Raw genomic sequence first — 22,798 nt, 5'->3', positions numbered from 1 at the left:
TTGGTAAGATGGATAAAAAGGTGATTCTTGTTGTCGATGATGAACCGAGGAGCCGCAAAGGGATTAAAAAAACAATTGAGCGAACATCTTCAGATCAATATGAAGTGATTACCGCAGCAAATGCAGCGGAAGCTATCGAACGTATCAGTCACGAAAAAGTTCATGTCTTAATTACTGATATAAGAATGCCCGAGGTTACTGGCTTAGAGTTACTAAAAAAGCTGAAGGAAAAAGCAAAAGATCCGGTTGTAATAGTTATTTCAGCATATTCAGAGTTTGAATACGCCCATGAAGCCCTTGAGTTAGGTGTCGTTAATTACTTGTTAAAACCTATTGCCAAAGAAAAATTAATGGAAGCAATCGAAAAGGCAATTGAAATTGAAAAACAACGAGAAAAAACAGGTATGTTCAATAAAATAGTAGATGATAAATTAATAGAGATGCAGCAGTTAAGCAAGTATAACCGAGCGGTAAAAGAAGCAATGGATTATATCGATCAGCATTATGATGAGGAATTGACACTAAAGGAAGTAGCGAACCAAGTCCATTTAAATTCTAGCTATTTAAGCGCATTATTTAAGGAGGAATTACAAGTTACATTTAGTGAATATGTAACAAGAAAGCGCATGGAAGAAGCTAAAAAGCTACTCTTATCTACTGATTTAACGATTGCCGAAATAGCCGAAAAAAGTGGCTACCAGACTTCTAAGTATTTTATCAAGATTTTTAAGCAATTTGAAGAGACGACTCCAAATGGATTCAGAAAACAAAATGAAAACGATTCCTAAAATAAGTGGTATTTTATCTAATCGTTGTTACCTTACGGATGAAGCCCCGTGGTGCTACACTTATAACTGTACTAAAAACTTATTGATATCAGGGGGTTTACACAAATGAAAAAAGGATGGCATAAAGTAATATTTTCATTTGCTATAGTTTCAATGTTTGCGCTTGCAGCATGTGGCGGAAATGAAGAAGGATCAGAAGATAACTCAACTTCTGGCGAAAATGAAAGCGATTCAAGTAAAACAATTGAGTTTATGCACTTATGGCCTGAAGGAAGTTCTAAACAACACCACGAAATTGTTAATAGCATAATCGACGAGTTCGAGACAGATCATCCAGATGTAACAGTAGACGTTGAAATTTTAGGTAATGAGCAATACAAAGAAAAATTAAAAGTATTATCTACTTCTAATGAATTACCTGACGTAGGGATGACTTGGGCAGCAGGCTTCTTGGATCCTTATGTAAGCGGTAATATGTTTGCGCCGCTTGACGACATTTTAGAAGGACAACTTCAAGATAAGTTTGTACCTGGTACAGCAGAAGCTTATGCAATCGATGACACAACTTATGGCTTACCATTAGAGTTAAACATTACACCACTTTATTACAATTCAGCCATTTTTGAAGAACATGGTGTAGAAGTACCAAGTACCTTTGAAGAATTAAAAGTTGCAATCCAAACATTAGCTGACGCTGGTGTAACTCCGATTGCATTAGGTAATAAAGACCGTTGGACAGGTTCTATGTGGTATATGTATTTAGCTGATCGTATCGGTGGACCTGAAGTTTTAAACAATGCCATTGACAGAACGGGAAGCTTTGAAGATCCAGCTCTAATTAAAGCAGCAGAAGAAGTGCAGGAGCTTGTTGATATGGGAGCATTTATCAACGGCTTTAACGGATTAGGCAATGATGAAGCAAAAGGTTATTTCATCAATGAACAAGCAGCAATGTATTTAATGGCAACTTGGGATCTTCCAGAATGGACAACAAATGAAGACAATCCACAAGAATTTAGAGATTCTGTTGAATATACAAAATTCCCAACTGTTGAAGGTGGAGAAGGAGATATCAATAGCTTTGTAGGTGGCCCTGGTGTTGGATTATTCGTAGCGGAAAATTCTGATGTAAAAGAGGAAGCCAAAGAATTTGTTACCTTCTTTGTAGAAAAATGGGGTGAACGCTCTGTTACTGACGCTGGTGTTATTCCTGCTACAAAAGTAGACACAGAAGGTATTGATTTACCTCAAATGTATATTGATATCTTAAACGATTTAAATGAAGCGTCTAATTTAACACTTTATGCTGACGTTCAAATGAGTGCTGGTGTAGCTGATGTACACTTAGACAGTATCCAGGCATTATTCGGTGATGCCATCACACCAGAAGATTTTGCTAAACAACAAGAAGACGCGTTAGCTGCTGAAGAATAAACAACAAATCAGGAAAAGGGCATATTTAAAGTTGAAATATGTCCTTTTTCGAACTTTAAATAAAGTTTGAACTAATCATATCAAATAACGAAAGAAACATGGATAGACTTCTATTCTTACATGATTTTATCTTAGACATAAAGGAGCAATAACCATGAACAAAGTGATGTCCAACAAAGCAGTCATTGCTTTATATGTACTACCAGCGTTCATATTAATCGTGGCATTAATCTATGGCCCGATTCTCATAACTGGTTACTATGGGTTGATGGACTGGAATGGTATCGGTGCAATGACTTTTGTCGGTTTAGAAAATTATACGCAATTAATTAAAGATGCGCAATTTTGGCAAAGTGCGTACCATTCATTTTTATTAGCATTTTTCTCTACATTAAGTTTAGTGCCATATTTAGCTATTTCATTGATATTAGCAGGGAAAATAAAAGGCTCTGACTTGTTAAGAAAAATTTATTTAATTCCGATGCTTTTATCTTCCGTTGCGATTGCGCAATTATGGGTGAAGATTTACGATCCGAATAATGGGATGCTAAATAGCTTTCTAACCATGGTGGGGGTTGAAAATCCACCTGCATGGCTAGCAGACACCAATTTAGTTTTATATGCAATTTTTGTAGCAATTCTTTGGCAGTATGCAGGTTTTTATATCATTATTTACTATGCTGCTCTTAAAGGAATTCCAGAATCATTAGTCGAAGCAGCCAAAATTGATGGAGCGAATCCTGTACAAATTGCTTATAAAATTAAGGTGCCACTTATTTCAGGTGTCATTAAGGTAACGGTCGTTTTAGCGATTGTCGGTTCATTGAAATACTTTGACCTTATTTATGTAATGACTGGCGGAGGTCCGAACGGTGCCAGTGAAGTTATCGCATCATACATGTACAAAAAAGCGTTCGATACGTTTGACTTTGGCTATGGTAGTGCAATTGCCTTTTTCTTACTATTAATCACGCTTGTTGTTACATGGATAACACGTAAATTAACAGCATCTGAAGACGAAATTCAATATTAACGGAGGGAAGGAAGAGAGATGGCTCAGACTCAAAACACAGCAGGCAAAGATAATAGCATACTAACCAAAGTAGGTATGTCCGTACTTTATATCTTTTTAATCATTGTCGCTGTTTTTCAAATATATCCACTCGTTTGGTTATTTCAGTTTTCACTGAAAAGTAATGCAGAAGTTTTCGGCTTGTCTCCGTTCGCATTACCGCAGGACCCAAGATGGGAAAACTATGTGAGAGTGTGGACAGATGGTAATATCAACTTGTACTTCTTTAACAGTGTATGGATAACTGTTACATCGGTTTTACTAACTATCTTGTTAGCAAGCTTTGTAACATTTGCGATCACAAGAATGAGATGGAAATTGAATAAATTAGTATTAGGACTCTTTATGGTAGGGCTAATGGTTCCAATCCACTCTGCCATCATACCGTTGTTCGCCTTTTTCTTAGATTTAAACTTAATTGATAATCCGTTATCGATTATATTATCTTATACGGCATTTAACTTACCGTTAACGATCATGATCTTATTAGGTTTCTACTACACGTTACCACGAGAGATTGAAGAAGCGGCAGTAGTGGACGGTTGTTCGATCCATCGTATCTTTTTCCAGATTACGTTACCGATGACGACACCAGTTCTGGCGACAACAGCCATTATTAACATGATTTACAACTGGAATGAATTTATTTTTGTGAACACATTTATCAGTTCCGACAAATTTAAAACATTAACAGTCGGTATCCAGAACTTCATCGGTCAATACCTGACAGACTGGGGTGCGATTGGTGCGACATTAATGATTAGTATTATTCCAATATTGATTGCTTTCTTAATCCTGAGTAATCGTATTGTGGAAGGTATAGCTGCAGGTTCTGTAAAAGGGTAAAATCTCTAACGGAGTTGTCAAAAATTGTAGTATTTACTACACTTTTTGTGCAATAATTTTAAAAAGTTGGTCATACTACTCCATGATGACTTATACAAGGAGGTTTTCTAAAATTGAAAACAGTAAGAGACATTATGGAGCAGAATGTATCATTCTGTAAAGCGGATGATTCATTAAGAGATGCAGCAGAATTAATGAAACAAAGAAATGTAGGAGCCATTCCCGTTTGCGGTGATAATAAAGAATTATTAGGAATGGTAACTGACCGTGACTTAGTTATTAGAGGCTATGCTGATAACAAAGATGGATCAGCAAAAGTACAGGAAGTAATGAGTGATCACCTATATCATGTATCTCCAGATATTAGCCTTCAGGAAGCAAGTCAAACAATGGCTGAGCATCAAATTCGCCGTCTTCCTGTCGTAACGAATGGGCAATTAACAGGTATTATATCACTGGGAGACTTATCATTGGATGAAATGTCAGATGAAGCAGCAGGACAAGCACTGGAAGACATTTCAGAGCAAACAGAATTACAATAGGTTAATAAAGATCGGGCAATCGCCCGGTCTTTATTTGCACTAGATAAAAACTGCGACATAGTGAAAACTTAAATTTACTCTCTTCCAGTCTGATTATTGTTAGTGCTAATTCGCCGCTGTGGAAAAAATACTCGCTTTCATAGTGTTTTATCTACACAATTATAGACATTCCTATTAATAAACGAGGCTGGGACATAACTAAATAGGATGAACGAGAATCCGAACAATCTGAACTTAGCGCAGGCAAAATACGCAGACTCCTGTGCTCACGGAAAGCGAAGTATTTTGCCGAAGCGATAAATTTGCTCAGGCATTAATGTTCGGATTTTTCCTGTTTAATTACTCTTTTGCCCCAACCTCGTTTTCGGCTATTTGTTCTTTTTTGGCTTCAACCTTTCTAAAGGCATGATAGCACGTACCCATAATAATATATCCGACTAGGCTTCCACCAAAGAAGAACAAAGAACCCGGAAACAGCCACATTACATATATAACAGCTGCCGATCCTATTACCATGGATATATTATGAAATGGATGAATCAGCATTACTAGAAACGCATTTTTCCAAACATCGATAAATCGTAATTCAAAGTGAACATAAGTTGGGATAACAAAAATCAATGTTAAGGAAATCGCTAACATAAAAATATATAATGGAATTTTTACAATGTCATAAAAACCACCTTGAGTCATGTCCATGAATTGAAGATTAATATAAAATAACAGACTAATAAAATAAAAACACAATCCAAAAAGGTTACTTCTTAAAAATTCTTTTTTATATGTATTCCAAAATGTCGAAAATACAGGATCCTCCGTATTTCCCATAATCCATTGCCTTATCAAGGTAAACATCGCAACAGTTGCGGGAAAAAAACCAAAAATAACGAGCCCGACTAGCGTAAAAGCCATCCATAAAATGTTGACATAAGCGAACCTGGTGATCCATTCTGTTACTCCAAATAATGAGTTACGCATACTTTCTCCCCTAGCATCATAATATATTTACATTTTACCATACTGCCACACTGTTCAAAAAAGAAAAACATTGACTGTGAAACGGTTTCAGTCGTAATATGGTTAAAACATGTATAAGCTTAGGAATAGGGCGTAGGCGTTTCTACTTAGCGACCGTAAATCGCTAAACTATGTGTAGGTAAATCCTCCATATAGCATTTTAAAATATAGAGAGGAGAATAGATCTTGAGTAGAGAATTACTGAGAAAGGTAGCGTTGGGAGAAACCCCTGCAGACCTTGTAATACAAAATGGAACATTAGTTAATGTAATGACAAGAGAATTACAAGCAAATGTAGATATTGCAATAAAAGGAGAACGGATTGCATCGATAGGAAAGATGGACCGTGTAATCGGACCTGAAACACATGTAGTGGACGCTACAGGAAAATACGTAGCACCAGGATTGATGGATGGGCATATGCACGTGGAAAGTACGATGCTATCTGTTACTGAATTTGCTAAAGCAGCCTTGAAGAAAGGGACCACCGCGATATTTATGGACCCACATGAAATTGCTAATGTGCTTGGTACGGAAGGTGTAAGACTGATGCACGAAGAAGGGCAAAGGCTGCCATTAAAGGTATTTACTACATTTCCTTCCTGTGTTCCTGCCACTAATGACCTCGAAGATGCCGGTGCTAATTTAAATGAGAAAGATATTGAAGATGGGTTAAAATGGGATGGTGTTATTGGTTTAGGTGAAGTAATGAACTTTCCTGGTGTTGTCTATAATGATCCTAAGATGATCAATGAAATAGAAGCAACGATGGAAGCTAATAAGGTTGTAACTGGCCACTTTCCGGATGGGGCTAACGGCATGTTGCAAGCTTATGTTGCCTCTGGTGTGGATTCCTGCCATGAAACCATTGCGAAAGAACAAGCATTGGAAAAAGCGCGTTTAGGCATGCATATTATGATCCGCGAAGGCTCTGCCTGGCAGGATGTCAAAGAGGTAATTAAAATCATTACAGAAGAGGGAATCGATTCTTCAAATATCTCGCTAGTTACCGATGATATTTATCCGCAAACGTTAGTAGAAAAAGGACAGCTGAATCATGTTGTGCGCCGTGCAATGGAAGAAGGTGTTGATCCTGTGGTAGCGATTCAAATGGCTACGATCAATGTAGCACGTTATTTTCAAATTGATAAGCAGTATGGAAGCATTTCCCCAGGTAAAATAGCTGATATTATTTTACTGGATGATTTAGCTGATGTCGAGGCATCTACTGTAATAACGAATGGTGAAGTAATTGTTTCCGATCAAGAGCTTGTAAAAGAAATACCAGCATATAAATATCCTGATCATGCCAGAGATACAGTGAAGTTACAAAGAGCATTACAACCTGATGATTTTAAAATGTTTACAGAGCAAAAAGAGCAAGTTGAGATTAACGGTATCCGGATCATTGAAAATAACGCAAGAACAGCAAAAATGACAGCGACTTTACCTGTAACAGATAATGTGATCAAAATGGACCTTGAACAAGATATTATACAGCTCGCATGCATAGAGCGTCATAAAGGTACTGGTCAAATTTCATTAGGATTTGCCCAAGGTTTTGGTTTGAAGTCAGGTGCTGTTGCGTCAACAGTAGCACATGACAGTCATAATTTATTGGTAATGGGTGTCAATCAGGAAGATATGGCTTTTGCTGCCAATAAACTCGCCGAATCTGGTGGTGGTATGATTGTGGTAGAAGATGGAGAAGTACTGGCACATGTTCCAATGCCAATTGCAGGCTTAATGTCTGATCAACCAATAGAAACAGTAGTGGAACAAGTGAAAGCACTAGAAAAAGCATGGCAACAATTAGGCTGTACCATCCATGCCCCATTCATGACCTTTTCACTTATCGCCTTACCAGTTATCCCGGAAATACGCATCTCCAACCGTGGACTAGTTGATGTAAGGAAATTTGAATTAATAGATGTCGTGAATCGAAATAATAGACGTTAGTTTCGCAATAATCATACAAAAATTTGCAATAAAACAGGCTATCTCTGCTTAATAGAGATAGCCTGTTTTGAGCGCTTTGTACATTTCTAATTATCCTTTCACAGACCCCATCATACCAGCAACAAAGTGTCTCTGCATTAAGAAGAACACAAGTGCGGTAGGGAGCGTGGCAATGACGATAGCTGTCATAATCACTCCATAGTCAGGCGTGTAGCCTGCACCTAAGTTGGAAATCAACAACGGTATGGTTTGTTTATTTGGAGATTGAAGAACAACTAATGGCCAAAGATAGTTATTCCAGCTGTTCATAAATGCAATAATGGCAGCCGCAGCATATGTTGTTTTCATCGTAGGCATATAAATTCGGAAAAAGATGCCCCATTCACTTAAACCATCAATTCTACCTGCCTCTACTAACTCTCTTGCAAACATTTTCGTATTCTGTCTGAAGAAGAAAATGAAAAAGGCTGTAATAATAGTCGGTAAGAAGGCTGCTGCTAACGTATCTAAACCGATGAGCGGAGCATCGGCAGATATCTGTCCGAATAAGCGGTACAACGGAATCATAATCGCTGCAAAAGGAATCATCATCGATAAAATCAAAATATTAAATACTATATCTTTACCTTTTGATCGGTAAATTTCAAAGCCATAACCAGCTAATGAACCGATTAATAGTGTTAAAACTGTTGTGATGACTGCAATCAGAAATGAATTCCATAATGCTGTACCAATTTGTGTCTGATCAAGAAGATTGTTCAAGTTCTCGATAAAATGAGTACCAGGAATCAATCGACCAGCCGTTACATCAACGGATTTGTTCGTCATACTTACTAACATCCATAAGAAAGGGAAGATAGACACAATTGCTGCAACACTTAAAAATAGATAAGTGAAAACTCGTTTTAACTGTTTCAATCTCGATCACCTGCCACTTTAAATTGAATAAAGGATAGGATGACAACTAAGATCAAAATAACATAAGATACTGTAGCTGCATATCCAAAGTCTGGTGTATATTCAAACGATAAGTTATAAATATACATAGAAATCGTCATTGTGGCGTTACCAGGTCCACCACTGGTAATATTCATTACTTCATCAAACAATTGTAAGGTACCAATCGTTGATACAATGGAAGTAAATAGAATGATTGGTTTTAATAAAGGTATCGTAATAAAGAAAAACTGTTGTACTGCAGAAGCACCATCAATTTTGGCTGCTTCATACATAGATTTATCGACATTCTGTAGAGCAGATAAATAGAAAATCATATTGTAACCGGTCCATCTCCAAGTGATGGCTATAATGATAGTTATTTTGGCTAAGAACGGATCAGAAAGCCAATTGAGTGGTTGAGAAATTAGATTCATACTTAGCAGAAAGTCATTAACCAAACCATCATTACCGAATAAATACTTAAAAATTACCGCATATGCTACAAGGGAAGTAACAGCCGGTAAAAAAATTGCAGTACGGAAAAAACCTTTAAATTTCAATGTAGGATCATTTAATAACACGGAAAATATTAGAGCTAAAACAATCATTACTGGGACTTGTATCAACAGATATAATATCGTATTGGTTAAAGCTGTAATAAAAGTCGGGTCATTAAATAATCTTACATAGTTGTCAAGACCAACATATTCCAGGGTTGAGCCCATACCTGATTGTAATGATAATAACAACGCCTGAACCATTGGGTAAAAATAGAAAAGAGAAATTCCCAATACGGATAAAATGATAAAAAGCCAACCAATATAATTCTTTCTGATTTGCTGTGCAAATGTTCTTTGCTGCGTTGGATTAGAAGCTTGACTCATGATTATCCCCCTCCTCATAAGAGACTTTTTATACTAACTATTTCATAAAGGAAAAGAAAGCCCTGGGCTAAGGGTTCACTCAAGAATAGATGAGCTTCTTCCCAAGGGCTTTATTCTACTTATTTAAACTGGTTTTCAGCTTGTGCTTGTGCATCTGATAGTACGTCTTCTAGACTTTTGCCATCCAAGTATTGTTGAATTTCTGCCGATAAGATATCTTCAATACCGTAAGTGTTCATACCGTAATCAACTTGTGGAATTTCCTCCATCCATTGAGAGAAATCATGTATTACTTGTTGATTATTAAAGAATTCATTTTCGAATTGGTATGCATCTCCTTCAGAGGCTGGAATGTAAGTACCAAGTGCTCCAACTTCCTGAACCAAGTCTTGATAAAATTCTACATTAGAACCAAAAGTTTCACCTAAGAATTCAGCTGCTTTTTCTTTTCCATCGATATTTAATACGTAGAATGAACTACCACCCTGGTTCGATGCATTTACTGCACCTTCCATGTCTAAACGAGGTATAGGAGCTACTCTCCAAAGACCTGCTTGAGATTCTTCTGCTTCTACACTAGGAGCAATCCAGTTACCAGCAGGAACAGATGCAACATTGCCACTGTTAAATGCTGCTAAATACTGACTCCAGTCAGAGCTTAACTTAACAAGGTCATTTTCCAATAATTCTTTATAGTTCTCTAAAGCCATTTGTAATGGTTCGTTACCTTCAAGTTGAATCGTACCATCTTCCGTTGTGTACCATGTACCTGTTGTTTGCATCATGACACGAAGAATACCTAAATCATTTGGATCTAGAGAAAGCATGGCTTGTCCTGTTTGTTCTTTTACGTCTTTCGCAATTTCAACATATTCACTCCAAGTAATATCTACTAAATCATCATGCGTGTACCCTGCTTCTTCAAGGTAATCCGTACGATAGAAGAAACCTGTTACACCAGTATCGAATGGAAGCCCGTATTGTTCTCCATCAAAGCTTGTTGGCGCTATCTTGTATTCTGCAAAATCTTCTGTATTAAAATAGTCACCTATTGGATAGAAAGCATCTGGATAAGATTGCAAAAAGCTTTGTGCCCGTTGATCTTCAATTAATACAATGTTTGGCATACCGTTCATTGTTCCTGAACTTAAACCAGTATTAAGTCGTTGTACTATATCGTCTTGAGCATTTTCTCTAATTTCCATATCGAATTCCTCGTTATCATAATGCTCTAAAGCAAGTTCTAATGCTGCGATGTTAAAATTTGGATCCCATGCCCATGCGGTAATTCCTGCATCATCTCCTTCAGATGTATCATCACCGCCATCTTCATCAGCACCACCAGAGCATGCTGCTAATACCATAGCTGTGACAAGAGCTACCATTAACAGCCCAAACTTTTTAGATAATTTTTCTCTCACTATAAAAACCCCCTCAGAATTGTTGTAAGCGTGAAATCGTTTTCAACACTGTGATATTAGTGTAACAAAAAAGACTAAAGACCTCTTGGACGATCTTTAGTAAAAAATGAAACTATTTTTAGAATAAACCATTTGTTTGATTTTTATTATAACTTTTTTTAGATTTTGTACTTTTTTTAGATCGTTATCTTTTTTAGCCTATGATTCTTTAACGGGTAGCTTAATTTTTACTTTTGTTCCTTGTGCTGGTTTACTGTCTATTTCTACACCGTAATTTTTCCCGTACAATAATTGAATTCTCTCATGGACATTTTTAACACCAATACCACTGAACAATTGTCTTTTTTCTTTTGCTTTGATTGTTTTGTTATCTAATCGCTCTGGTATCATGCCATCGCCATTATCAATAATTTCACAGATAAGTGAATGGTCCTTTTGTGCAATTAATATTTGGATGAAACCAGTTTTTTTCTTTGTAAATGCATGGAAAAAAGCATTCTCAATAAAAGGTTGAATAACTAGCTTAGGTAAATAAAGATGCAGACAGTCAGGTGAAATTAAATAATTTACCTGAATTCGGTCGCCATATCTCGCTTGATTAATCTGTACATAATTTTTGAGGTTTTCTAATTCTTGTTCAACGGTTATCGTTTCCTCGATATTACTTAATGAATTTTGAATCAATGAAATAAAGGAATCAATTGTGTCAGATGCTTTCTCCTTTTTCTCCTGACGAATCATAAATTTAATCGAAGCTAATGTATTATAGATGAAATGCGGATTGATTTGGTGTTGCAAGGTTTCTAATTCTGCTTTTCTTTGCTTCTCTTGTGTGTTCATCAAAATTTGAACATAATCCTGCAGTTCATTCAACATATAATTGAAGGCTTTTGCAATTTTTCTTGTTTCATATCCTCCTGTTTCTTTTAACGGTTTATTAAATTGATACCTGGCCATATCTGAAATTTGATTAACAAGTTTACTAATGGAAACAGTCATTTTACGTAATATTAAAAAGGCAACAAGAACGGCTGAACTGACAATAGCAATACTAATCAAGACTATTTCACTGGTATCAATGACATTATCAGCAATTATTTCCCGATCAATTAAATTAACAAGATAGATATCGAGACTGGGAATATATTCGGAAAGGAGGATGTAGTTTTGACCAAATATGTCCACATTTCGGTATTCTGAATTTTCATTTTCGAAACTCTCCGCATAATCCAACAATTTAGGAGAGGATTCTCCGATCATTTCTTCCTGATTACTAGAGATAATTTGACCGTTTGGTGTTACTAACAGTACGTTATTTCCAGCACCTGTGTAACTTTCATAGAATTTTTTTAAATCTCTTTCCGTCAGTGAAAAAAATAAATAACCGTATATATAGTCCGATCTTAACTTTAATGCCTTAGAAGCAATGATCATTGGTACACCATTGGTAACCTCTGAATCTTCAAATTGATACACAATGTCATTGGGGCTTTCTTCGACACGTTGTATCATCTCATGATTGGCTAGTTTTTCTCCGTCTACTGGCCATTTTACATAATTCATATTAAAGATATCCTGATTGTTGCTCATGATGACCATATTGGCATCATTAGGATCTACTTCCGCATAAATCCGATCCATTTCAATGGTCATATGATAATAAAAAGTCGATTGATCAATATTGTTTTCTTGCTCTTCCTGAAGCAACTGTTTTATCGTACCATTCGTATCTACCTCCAGTGAAGCTGATACAATCGAATCGGTAAACGAGTTAAACCTTTCTGTGATTTGATTCATGATTTTTGAATTGGTGATGCTGAAGGTATCCATAAATAAATTGCTCGACATACGAATACTGCTATAGGTAATGGATAGCGATACCGCAATGATACTGATTACCATGACCAGGAAAATCTTTATAAATAGATTATTTGCTTGAATAATACGGATTAACTTCTTCATAAGAATAGCCTCAATTCGTCGGTTTGTTTTCTTTGCGGTAAGTGCTTGGCGATTTAGCCGTCAACTTTCTAAATACTTTAGTAAAATAACTTGGATCGGAATAACCAACAGCTTCACTAATTGCAGATATAGGCTTATCGGTTTCCACCAACATTTTCCTTGCATTCTTGATGCGAACATGATTTAAATATTCACTGAAGCCCTCCTGGTGATGTTTGCTAAAATAACTGGATAAATAAGAAGGGTTAAAATGGAAATGATCTGCTAATGTACTTAAAGTTAAATGACTATCATAATTCTCCTCAATATAATCCAATAACAGTTGGATGTTAGAAGTTGTCTCTGCATTAGCAGGCAGGACCTTTTTTTCTACTTTGGCTAAAAAGGTATCAAATATCGAAATGGCCTCTCGTACATGAAAAGCTTCGTTGATTCCTGAGAAATAATGATATTTTTCTGCCTCGAGTTCCTGGATATCATACTTCATGTTGCCGAGTAGAACAATGATATTAAACATAATATTTTCCAACCATGATTTAAATTCAAAAACGTCTGTTTCATATTGATTGGAAAGTAAGCCTATATGTTCATTCAAGTAGATAAAAGCTTCTTGGAATTGTTTATGTTTAAACAAATAAATCAGATGATTCAAGTCAAACGCTGCCTTTTTTTCTGCTGCTTCTGGCAAGTCATCATAAAAAAGGAACGTACGATCTGACAAATAGAAATGGTATTGTTGTATGATGAGATGATTTGTTTCATACATGGTTTTAAGTTCATCAATAGCTTGAAAAGGTGTACTGATAATCCATTTAAGGTTAGATGAACCTGTTTCTTTATCAATTGCATGAACAGCTTCTTTTAATTTTGGTAGTTCATTGGAAGCGAAATTAGTTAAAAACAATATGCTATGTTCGTTTAATGGGATGTCATGAGATTTTACATTTGTAAGATGCTGTTGCAGTTGATTTTTTATAGATGTTTTTGATAATTTACTGCTTTCTCTTTTATTCCAAAATGCCTCTACTAAAACAAACGTATCATATGGAAAGTGCGTGCGTGCGAGATCCATTTCACGTATGGATTGATAGCCTTCTATTATTTTTTTACATATATCTCCCATCGACGACTGACTATCGTTTACATTTGTTGCCTTTATTTGCTTTTGGGTAACACGATTTAATGTTTGTAATAATTCCTCTGTATTTAATTTTGGTTTAAGGATATAATCGGCTACTCCACTTTGAAACGTTTGTCTTACGTAATCAAAATCTTCGAAACTGCTTAATACAATAACTTCTGTATCAGGATAGTTTTCTTTTACGTGTTTTACTAATTCAATACCATCCATCCCTGGCATCACAATATCGGTAATAATGATGTGAGGGCGGTATGATTCCAGTAATTTTATTGCTTCCTCGCCATTTGAGGCTTCACCAACAATTTTGTATCCTTCACTTTCCCATTCAATATAATTTATAATTCCTTGTCTTATTAGCATTTCATCATCGACAATCAGCACTTTATAAAATTCTTTCATTAATGACAGAGTCCTCTCTTTGTAACGATTTGAATATATTTTACCCATTTGATTAACTATTATATTTTCTATCATATCAGACAGCAAGGTATTGTTCGATGATCGAAAATAGGAAGAAGAGATATTCACCTCCCTCGTTCAAAGGAAAGAAAGATAAAATGGTGTACAAAGTCCATAAACTGCGAAGTAATTGTCATGTGGATTTGCTTTCTTCCATTTTGATTTATGTTGAGTGCTGTGATACGCTTCGGCAGAATACTGCGCTTTCCGTGGGCTCGGCTTCAGCTAACTTTGCAAAGAAAACCGCTTTGCAAAGTGGATCTTCAGCTCTCACTGTCCCACAGGAGTCTCCGTATTCTGCCTACGCTATTTTAGTGTTCTGATTATTGAGAGAGCAGAACTTATGGAACTATATCCATTGGCTTTTCTGTCGATTTTTCAGAAAGCCATTCTAAGCTGCGGAAAAATGCGACACTCCTGGGGGACCAGCGCGAGCTGAAGATCCACTTGGTGATGCGGTTTTCATCACCAAGTTAGCTGAAGCCGTGCCCCCGGAAAGGGAGTATTTTTCCGCAGCGACGAGCTAGCCATCACCTCCAGAGGATGGGAGAATATCCTACCCAAAGTAAATTTTCATTGGTTCGCAGTTTGTATCTACTACGAATCAGGAGAAAAGGGCAGGGGTGAGCGGATTCTTTTTATTCTTTATTAAAAGTACGTATAATAATATGTGAAAACGCAAACAAAGTAGGGAAGGTGGCGTCAATATGGCAAAAGTTGTTATTACAGGTGGAAGTGGTTTATTAGGTCCTTCTGTTATTCAGGAATTCTTGGATCATGATTATGAAGTCGTAAATGTGGATCAGAAGTACCCGGCAGAACCTAAATGCAGAACGATTATTACAGATTTAACCAACCTTGGTGAAGTGTATGGTGTTTTGGAAGGCGCAGATGCTGTCGTTCACTTAGCAGCGATACCGGTAGCATATTCACACCCAAACGAAGTAACATTTCAAAATAATGCGATGTCTACCTATAATATCTTAGAAGCAGCAGGCACATTAGGTATCAAAAAGGCAGTGATTACATCTAGTGAATCATCTTATGGGTTTGTGTTCAGTAAGCAAGACTTACAACCTTTATATGTACCAATCGATGAAGAACATCCACAAATGCCAGAAGATAGTTATGGTCTATCTAAAATAGTAAACGAAAAAACGGCTGAAATGATTCATCAGCGTACAGGTATGCAAGTCGTATCGATGCGGGTTGGTAATGTCATCGCACCGCATATGTATGAAAACTTCCCTGAGTTTATACATAAACCGGAGTTACGCAAGCCGATATTATGGAGTTATATTGATGCACGTGATGCCGGTGCAGCCTATCGATTGGCAGTCGAAAAAGATGGATTGGGGACAGTAGCATTAAACCTTGCTGCTGACAACACCAGTATGGATATCACAAGCAAAGAGTTGATGGAGACATGCTTTCCCAATGTAGCCGATTTTCGAGAGCCGGTAGAAGGATTTGAAACATTACTAAGTAATAAAAAGGCGAAAGAAGTGTTAGGTTGGCAGCCTGTACATGACTGGCGTGACTATGTAAAAACAAACGATGAATAAGAGGAGAGGTATATAATGAAATATCGTCAATTTGGAAAAACAGATATGAAAATAAGTGAGTTAAGCTTTGGTACCTGGGCAATAGGTGGTGCATGGGGTCAGACAAATGACCAAGAGGCATTAAACGGACTCGCGCGTGCAATGGATGCTGGGGTAAACTTCTTTGATACTGCTGATGTTTATGGTGATGGTCATAGTGAGGAGTTACTTGCTAAAGCAACAAAGGGAAAAGAAGATAAGATTTATATTGCAACGAAATTTTGTCGTGCCGGAGATATTCATGATCCGGCGACATATTCAGAAGAATCGGTAACAAATTATGTCGAGAACAGTTTAAGAAGGTTACAACGTGAACAATTAGATTTAATACAAATTCATTGTCCGCCAATTGAAATCATTCGTGATGGAGCAGTGTTTGAAGTATTAGATAAATTACAGCAACAAGGAAAAATTCGTCACTATGGTGTTAGTGTAGAGACAGTTGAAGAAGGATTACTTGCTATGGAAAATCCAAATGTAGCGGCTTTACAAGTGATTTTTAACATGTTCCGTCAAAAACCAATCACAGAGTTATTCCCGGTTGCACAAGAGAAGAATGTTGGCATTTTAGCAAGAGTACCATTAGCCAGTGGATTGTTAACAGGTAAATTCTCCACTGCTCATCAGTTTGAGGATGATGATCATCGTAAGTTTAATCAAAATGGTGAAGCATTTAATGTAGGGGAGACCTTTGCTGGTTTACCTTTTGACAAAGGGGTAGAATTGAGCAAACAATTAGAATGGATTGCAGATGGAAGAGGCAATATGACAAGAGCAGCATTGAAATGGATCTTAAGCCATGAAGCTATTTCTTCCGTGATTCCAGGTTTTAAAACGGTAAAACAAGTGGAAGATAACCTGGCAGCAGTTGATGTCCCTGAATTCTCAGAACAAGAGTTAGATAAACTAAGAAGCTTTTATAAAAATGAAGTGCACGATCATATTCGTGGAGCATATTAATACAATGAGGTATGGAAAAGGAATTTTTCCATACCTTTTCATTTGCGCACCGAAAAATTGAGCAGTAACTTTGGCATGACTTTTTTCACTCTTATGGGGAGAGGTGTTAGTGCAAAGCTCTTGTGAAGCATTGCTTCCTTCATCGGCAAAAACCCATACATGAAGGCCCCCAGCTTGTAAAAGACGAAGATTACTGACAAATCTATCAAAGAAGAGTAAAGAATTGTTGAATAAATCAAGATAATCGACAAAATCTATCGAGCTTGAGTGAAAACTTGTCGAAAAAAATGAGTTATAAAGAGAGTGCAAGTACACTAGTTCATAGTTTGTATCGATTATGAAATAGATAAACAGAAGTAGTTTTCTATACTTTATCATACATATTCATAAAGAAATTAATAGGATGGAGTGGAAATATGGCGGATATTGCTGCAGTTATTTTATTGACAATTGTATTGGTTATTTTGATTATTCCCGGGATACTCATGTTTCTCGGTTTTTTGGTGGACCGAAGCCAAAAAAGACACGCGGTCTTACGTAATTATCCTCTAATTGGGAGGGTTCGTTATTTTCTGGAAAGTATTGGACCTGAATTAAGACAGTACCTGTTCACAGATGACGACACAGGGAAGCCATTCTCGAGAAAAGACTATCTGAATGTTGTCATGCCGGCAAAGTATAAAAAGAGATTAGAAGGGTTTGGTTCCAAACGAGATTTTGACCAGCCAGGATATTATATTAAGAACACAATGTTTCCGAGATTAACAGAGGAATTATCAATTGATCATGAACCAAAGGTGGATACAAGAGTATATCACATTGATAAGGAAAACCTTTTTTCTAGAAAAGAACACCGTGAGAAACAGCAAGTATCTCCTTATTTATTGGGACAAAAGCATGAAATAGTCATTGGACCGAAAACGAAAAATCCTTTTCATGTAAGGGGATTAATTGGTATGTCCGGGATGAGTTTTGGCGCACTTGGTGAAAGAGCGATAACGGCACTCTCAATCGGATTGGGCCGTGCTGGTGGTACATGGATGAATACGGGTGAAGGTGGCTTATCTTCTTATCATTTAAAAGGTGATGTTGATCTAGTCATGCAAATTGGCCCCGGTCTATATGGGGTACGTACACCAAAGGGTGACATGTCATGGGAAGAATTAAAAAAGAAGGCAGCCATTGATCAAATTAAAGCCTTTGAACTAAAACTGGCACAAGGCGCGAAAACACGTGGTGGCCATCTTGAAGCAGAAAAAGTAACAGAAGAAATTGCCCGTGACCGAGGTATTGTGCCATTTCAATCGAATGATAGTCCGAATCGATTCCATCAATTTTCAGATGTTCATGGCTTGCTAGATTTTGTTGAACAAATTCGCGATGTAACAGAAAAACCTGTCGGTATTAAAATAGTTGTCGGGCAAGAAAGTGATGTACAGCAATTAGCTGAAGCGATCAAAGAAACAGGGAAGAAACCGGATTTTATTTCCGTAGATGGTGGAGAAGGTGGAACAGGTGCAACTTTTCAAGAGTTGACAGATAGTGTAGGGCTTCCAATTAAGTCTGCTATTCCAATCTTACATCAAGCGTTGCTTCAGGCAGGTATCCGTGATCAAGTAAGAATTATTGCATCAGGTAAACTATTTACACCAGATCGAATTGCTTTCGCTTTAGCACTGGGGGCGGATTTGGTACAGGTATCTCGAGCATTCATGATCACAACGGGATGTATTATGGCACAAGTATGTCATACTAATCATTGCCCAGTTGGTGTTGCAACAACAGATCCTAAACTGCAGAGAGGACTGGATATTGAAGAGAAATCTTATCGAGTGACCAATTATGTGATATCCATTAGAGAAGGGCTCTTTAATATAACGGCAGCTGCTGGATTAGAATCCCCAACACAGTTAAGAGAGAAGCATGTTGCTTACAAAGATCTGTATGATGTAGTCTACGAGAATCACTTAATGACAAATAAATAATGTGATATACTTATTAAAGTATATTAAGAAAGTTGGGGAAAAAGATGCAACGTGGAAGCTTTCAATGGATGAAATCAATAAATAAATCGATTATTTTAAATAAAATTCGCACAGCACGTTCTATTTCGCGTGCGCAAATTGCCAAGGAAACACAGTTAACACCACCAACTGTCGGAAGTATTGTGAAAGAACTATTAGAACAAGGATTAATTAAAGAAAGTCAGCTCGGTGTATCACAGGGTGGAAGAAAACCAACGATGTTAGTGCTCAATACGAAAGGTTTCCATATTATCGGTATTGACGTAGGTCCAAGTGATATTCGTTTTATTATTTCAGACCTTTCAGGGGAAATTGTTGATGAAATGGATCAAGGGATAGCACAGGAACTACATAAAGACAGTTTTTTAAACATGCTAACAACCGGAGTAGAGCAATTAAAAACGAAGCATTCATCCTTGCAATTCATCGGAATTGGTGTAGCCATGCATGGTGTAGTAGATTCTAAGCAAGGTATTTCGATATTTGCACCTAACTTGAACTTACGAAATATACCTATTAAAGAACATTTAGAAGCAACATTTGATATGGATGTAAAAGTAGAGAATGATGCGAAATCATTAGCTTTGGGAGAAGCGTGGTTTGAAAATCAAATGTCAAATAAGAGTATGATTGCGGTGAATGTGGGACGAGGCATCGGTGCTGGTCTTGTGATTGATGGCAAACTATATAGTGGAGAGCATGGCATTGCTGGTGAAATTGGCCATATGACAGTTGACTTATATGGCAAAAAGTGTACATGCGGGAATGAAGGCTGTTTACAGACTGTCGCTTCAGGTCCTGCCATTGCAGAGAGAGCACAGGAGTTATTAGAGCAAGGAAATGCTAGTAGCTTATCTGCGCATCATGAAACGATAACAGCAGAGGTAGTACACCAAGTGGCAATGGAAGGAGACTCATTAGCCCAAGATGTATTAAAAGAAGCTGGAACTTATTTAGGAATTGCACTAACCAATTTAATTCATGTTTGTAATCCTAGTATAATAATTATCGGTGGTGGTGTTTCAAAAGCGGATGCCTTTATTCTTGATCCGATTATCGATACGATCCGGACAAGAACAATCTCGGAGCGGGCACAGGAAACACCGGTATATCTATCAAAACTAGGAGAATATGGCTCCTCGCTTGGGGCAGTAGCATTGATTTTGAGTGAATTGTTCGAGCCGGTAATAAAATAGGAGACTGCGCTATAGGTATCCTCACTATCCATCAGTGAGGATACAGAAAGTAAATGGTAGATAAAAGAATTATATGAAGAAAGTTGTGATAAAGTGGCTGAGAAAAAACGATTTACTTTTTCCGTTTCTGAAAACCCTCTACCCGTATATATTGAAAGTATCGGCTATAATCCATATGAATTGGATTTTAATCGACCGGAAGGATACCCTTATTACCACTGGTTACAAACGGTGAAGGGAGAGGGAATCATTGAATTAGCAAATCAATCCTTTTCATTACCACCAGGCAAAGGTATTTTGTTAACGCCATACACACCTCATAAATATTATTCCGATCACGATGCAAACGTACATTGGGAAACATATTATATTACCTTTACTGGAGCGGCGATAGACCCGATTTTAAATGCATTAGATATGAACTATTCTGCTTTTTATGAAGAGAATGAAAACATTTCCTTTAGCAGACATATGGAGAAAATTATCGGAAAACTGGAAGAATTTCAAGATCCACATCATTTAGCCCATGAAATTTCAGCCGATCTCTATCAATTTTTAATGCGCTTAAAAAAATATGGTCAAATGAATAATAAACTGTCTATCTTGCAATCTTTTGAAAAGATAAGAGGCATTGTCGAATGGTTGGAGCAAGTATACCCACAAGATATTGGTTTATTGGAAATGTCTGAAAAAGCACAAGTAAGTTCTCAACATTTAAATACGATGTTTCATGATACTTTTGGGATAAGTCCATATTCTTTTCTTGTACAATTACGTATTCGGGAAGCAAAACGCATTCTGATTACTACACCAGATTTATCCTTGAAAGAAATTGCCAAACAAGTTGGGTTTAATGGTGTCAGTCACTTTGTTACAACATTTAAAAAACGCGAAGGTCTTACACCTTCCACTTATCGGAACCTGCATCAATAATGGTGCAGGTTTTGTTTTGGATCGGTTTTAGGTGAGAAGAATCCTGCTTCAAGGAGCTTCAGAGTAAGTGGGAGATGAATCGCCTTCGGACAAGAGATGGCTTCATTGCCATATTGGTTGTCCGACCATCCATCATATAGATAGACTTATTTCCATAAACAGGATAAAATAAGAACAAACGTTCCGATTGAATAGAGGAGGAAATCATATTAGTGAAAAAAGCTTACAAATTTCGCATATACCCCAACAAAGAACAGGAAGTGCTTATCGCTAAGAGGAAGAGCAATGGATAGATATGATTCAGTGGGGAAATATGAACGATGCATTAAATGCAATCAAAAGTTTAGAAAACACCTCTGAATTTCAGCGGTCGTGGGAGTGTCAAATCACACACCGGCTTTATGATAAAGTGAAATTTCATTGATTCTCGAAGATTAGCAATGTAATAAATGGCAATCGGTAGTATTACTGGTTGCCAACATACACCAAATAACGAAAGGAAAGCTGTAACCATGTCCAAACCTTTAAAAGATATGTATAGCTCAGCGTTTTTTGAAAGATTTACTGGTATCGTGGGCTCACATTACCCAGTATTTGACAAAACAAAATTTATGGAAACTATCTTCGATGAAAGCTGGAACCAACTGGAGTTAAAGCAAAGAATTCGCCACGTTTCATTGGCTATTCGGGAGACTTTTCCTGCATCCTATGAAGAAACACTACAACTATTAATGGACATTGCACCTCAGTGTCGTGGATTTGAGTATTTATTTTTCCCTGATTTCGTTGAAAGGTATGGTATTGATCATTGGGATACTTCGATGACTGCTCTAGAGGAATTTACCAAGTATTCAAGTTCCGAATTTGCGGTAAGACCTTTTATTATTAAAAATCCACCGAAAATGATCGAGCAGATGCTAGATTGGTCGATGCATGAAGATGAGCATGTTCGGAGATTAGCAAGTGAAGGTTGTCGACCGAGACTTCCTTGGGCAGCACCTTTGAAGAGATTCAAAAATGATCCGAGTGAGATTCTTCCAATATTAGAAGAATTGAAACAAGATCCTTCCAAGTATGTACAAAAAAGCGTTGCGAATAACTTGAATGATATTTCCAAAGATCATCCTCTATTAGTGAAGCAAATCATACATAAATGGAGCAGTAAAGATCCCGTCACAGACTGGATTCTGAAACATGGGAGTCGTAGCTTACTAAAGAAAGGAGATGTAGAAGCACTTCGCCTTTTCGGATACGCATCAGCTAAGGATATTACTGTCGAAGATTTAATGTTGTCACAAAAGCAATTTTCGCTCGGTGATACGATGGAATTTAGTTTTCAGATGAGAAATCAATCGGCTCAATCCATCCAATTAAGAATTGAATATGCTATCGATTTTGTAAAAGCAAACGGAAAACAAAGCAGAAAAATATTTAAACTCTCTGACAAACGTTATTCTAATGAATCCGCAAGCATCGTACGGAGACATACATGGGAAGATCTAACGACAAGAAAACATTATAGCGGAGTACACATTGTAACGATTTTAGTAAATGGAGAAGAAAAGGCTAGTAGGGAGTTTGTATTGCAAACATGAGCTACTAGGATAATTAATAGAA

General features: G+C 37.0%; 18 protein-coding genes, 1 pseudogene and 1 riboswitch. Of the genes and pseudogenes, 13 read left to right on the top strand and 6 right to left on the bottom strand.

Annotation, left to right across the window (positions count from 1 at the left end):
* Positions 1-8: 8 nt before the first annotated feature.
* The 5 genes from GI584_RS21760 to GI584_RS21740 all read left to right on the top strand — a co-directional run bounded on the left by GI584_RS21760 (position 9) and on the right by GI584_RS21740 (position 4,682).
* Entirely contained in the window at positions 9-788 is a 780-nt protein-coding gene (locus GI584_RS21760; RefSeq protein WP_153792608.1) for a response regulator transcription factor, read from the top strand.
* Positions 789-893: 105 nt separating this feature from the next.
* Positions 894-2,222 carry an extracellular solute-binding protein gene (locus GI584_RS21755; RefSeq protein ID WP_100358798.1) on the top strand — a complete coding sequence of 443 codons (1,329 nt, stop codon included), beginning with the start codon at positions 894-896 and terminating at the stop codon, positions 2,220-2,222.
* A 154-nt stretch (positions 2,223-2,376) separates the two neighbouring features.
* Positions 2,377-3,255: a carbohydrate ABC transporter permease gene (locus GI584_RS21750; RefSeq protein WP_153792607.1), complete on the top strand. Its 879-nt coding sequence runs from the start codon at positions 2,377-2,379 to the stop codon at positions 3,253-3,255.
* 75 nt (positions 3,256-3,330) lie between these two features.
* Complete coding sequence (locus tag GI584_RS21745; RefSeq protein ID WP_407647422.1) at positions 3,331-4,140, top strand: carbohydrate ABC transporter permease; 810 nt, start codon at positions 3,331-3,333, stop codon at positions 4,138-4,140.
* Positions 4,141-4,253: 113 nt separating this feature from the next.
* Positions 4,254-4,682 carry a CBS domain-containing protein gene (locus GI584_RS21740; protein ID WP_100358801.1) on the top strand — a complete coding sequence of 143 codons (429 nt, stop codon included), beginning with the start codon at positions 4,254-4,256 and terminating at the stop codon, positions 4,680-4,682.
* Positions 4,683-5,021: 339 nt separating this feature from the next.
* Here the strand turns inward: GI584_RS21740 and GI584_RS21735 are convergent, their stop codons facing one another.
* Positions 5,022-5,660, bottom strand: a complete 639-nt coding sequence (locus GI584_RS21735; RefSeq protein ID WP_153792606.1) for a YesL family protein — start codon at positions 5,658-5,660, stop codon at positions 5,022-5,024.
* An 89-nt stretch (positions 5,661-5,749) separates the two neighbouring features.
* Positions 5,750-5,851: riboswitch (purine riboswitch) on the top strand.
* A gap of 34 nt (positions 5,852-5,885) precedes the next feature.
* On the opposite strand from GI584_RS21735, the gene ade reads away from it, so the two are divergent.
* Positions 5,886-7,658, top strand: a complete 1,773-nt coding sequence (gene ade / locus GI584_RS21730; protein WP_153792605.1) for an adenine deaminase — start codon at positions 5,886-5,888, stop codon at positions 7,656-7,658.
* A gap of 90 nt (positions 7,659-7,748) precedes the next feature.
* On the opposite strand, the gene GI584_RS21725 is transcribed toward ade, so the two are convergent.
* The 5 genes from GI584_RS21725 to GI584_RS21705 all read right to left on the bottom strand — a co-directional run bounded on the left by GI584_RS21725 (position 7,749) and on the right by GI584_RS21705 (position 14,404).
* The gene (locus GI584_RS21725; RefSeq protein ID WP_100358804.1) at positions 7,749-8,576 is read right to left on the bottom strand and encodes a carbohydrate ABC transporter permease; all 828 of its coding nucleotides are present in this window, start codon (positions 8,574-8,576) and stop codon (positions 7,749-7,751) included.
* Entirely contained in the window at positions 8,573-9,481 is a 909-nt protein-coding gene (locus GI584_RS21720; protein ID WP_153792604.1) for a carbohydrate ABC transporter permease, read from the bottom strand. Before GI584_RS21720 ends, GI584_RS21725 begins: the two co-directional genes overlap by 4 nt.
* A gap of 119 nt (positions 9,482-9,600) precedes the next feature.
* Positions 9,601-10,902, bottom strand: coding sequence for an ABC transporter substrate-binding protein (locus GI584_RS21715; protein WP_153792603.1), 1,302 nt, complete (start codon positions 10,900-10,902; stop codon positions 9,601-9,603).
* 198 nt (positions 10,903-11,100) lie between these two features.
* Complete coding sequence (locus GI584_RS21710; protein ID WP_153792602.1) at positions 11,101-12,864, bottom strand: sensor histidine kinase; 1,764 nt, start codon at positions 12,862-12,864, stop codon at positions 11,101-11,103.
* 10 nt (positions 12,865-12,874) lie between these two features.
* A complete protein-coding gene (locus GI584_RS21705; protein ID WP_153792601.1) occupies positions 12,875-14,404 on the bottom strand; it encodes a response regulator transcription factor in 1,530 nt (509 codons plus the stop codon).
* A 767-nt stretch (positions 14,405-15,171) separates the two neighbouring features.
* Here GI584_RS21705 and GI584_RS21700 point away from each other — a divergent pair.
* From GI584_RS21700 to GI584_RS21670, 7 genes and pseudogenes are all read left to right on the top strand, one after another.
* Positions 15,172-16,029, top strand: a complete 858-nt coding sequence (locus GI584_RS21700) for an NAD-dependent epimerase/dehydratase family protein (protein WP_153792600.1) — start codon at positions 15,172-15,174, stop codon at positions 16,027-16,029.
* A 15-nt stretch (positions 16,030-16,044) separates the two neighbouring features.
* Complete coding sequence (locus tag GI584_RS21695) at positions 16,045-17,028, top strand: aldo/keto reductase (RefSeq protein ID WP_100358810.1); 984 nt, start codon at positions 16,045-16,047, stop codon at positions 17,026-17,028.
* 416 nt (positions 17,029-17,444) lie between these two features.
* Positions 17,445-19,013 (top strand): FMN-binding glutamate synthase family protein, encoded by a 1,569-nt coding sequence (locus tag GI584_RS21690; RefSeq protein ID WP_100358811.1) that lies wholly within the window; start codon positions 17,445-17,447, stop codon positions 19,011-19,013.
* A gap of 44 nt (positions 19,014-19,057) precedes the next feature.
* Positions 19,058-20,248: an ROK family transcriptional regulator gene (locus GI584_RS21685; RefSeq protein WP_100358812.1), complete on the top strand. Its 1,191-nt coding sequence runs from the start codon at positions 19,058-19,060 to the stop codon at positions 20,246-20,248.
* A 93-nt stretch (positions 20,249-20,341) separates the two neighbouring features.
* Positions 20,342-21,181: a helix-turn-helix domain-containing protein gene (locus GI584_RS21680; protein ID WP_194842068.1), complete on the top strand. Its 840-nt coding sequence runs from the start codon at positions 20,342-20,344 to the stop codon at positions 21,179-21,181.
* 206 nt (positions 21,182-21,387) lie between these two features.
* Positions 21,388-21,456: pseudogene (locus GI584_RS24440) on the top strand (helix-turn-helix domain-containing protein); the annotation flags it as partial.
* A gap of 174 nt (positions 21,457-21,630) precedes the next feature.
* Positions 21,631-22,776, top strand: a complete 1,146-nt coding sequence (locus tag GI584_RS21670) for a DNA alkylation repair protein (RefSeq protein ID WP_228552306.1) — start codon at positions 21,631-21,633, stop codon at positions 22,774-22,776.
* Positions 22,777-22,798 lie beyond the last annotated feature (22 nt).

Source organism: Gracilibacillus salitolerans (assembly GCF_009650095.1).
In the GTDB taxonomy this organism is placed as follows: Bacteria; Bacillota; Bacilli; order Bacillales; family Amphibacillaceae; genus Gracilibacillus; species Gracilibacillus salitolerans.
This window is presented reverse-complemented; position numbering and strand designations above follow the sequence as displayed.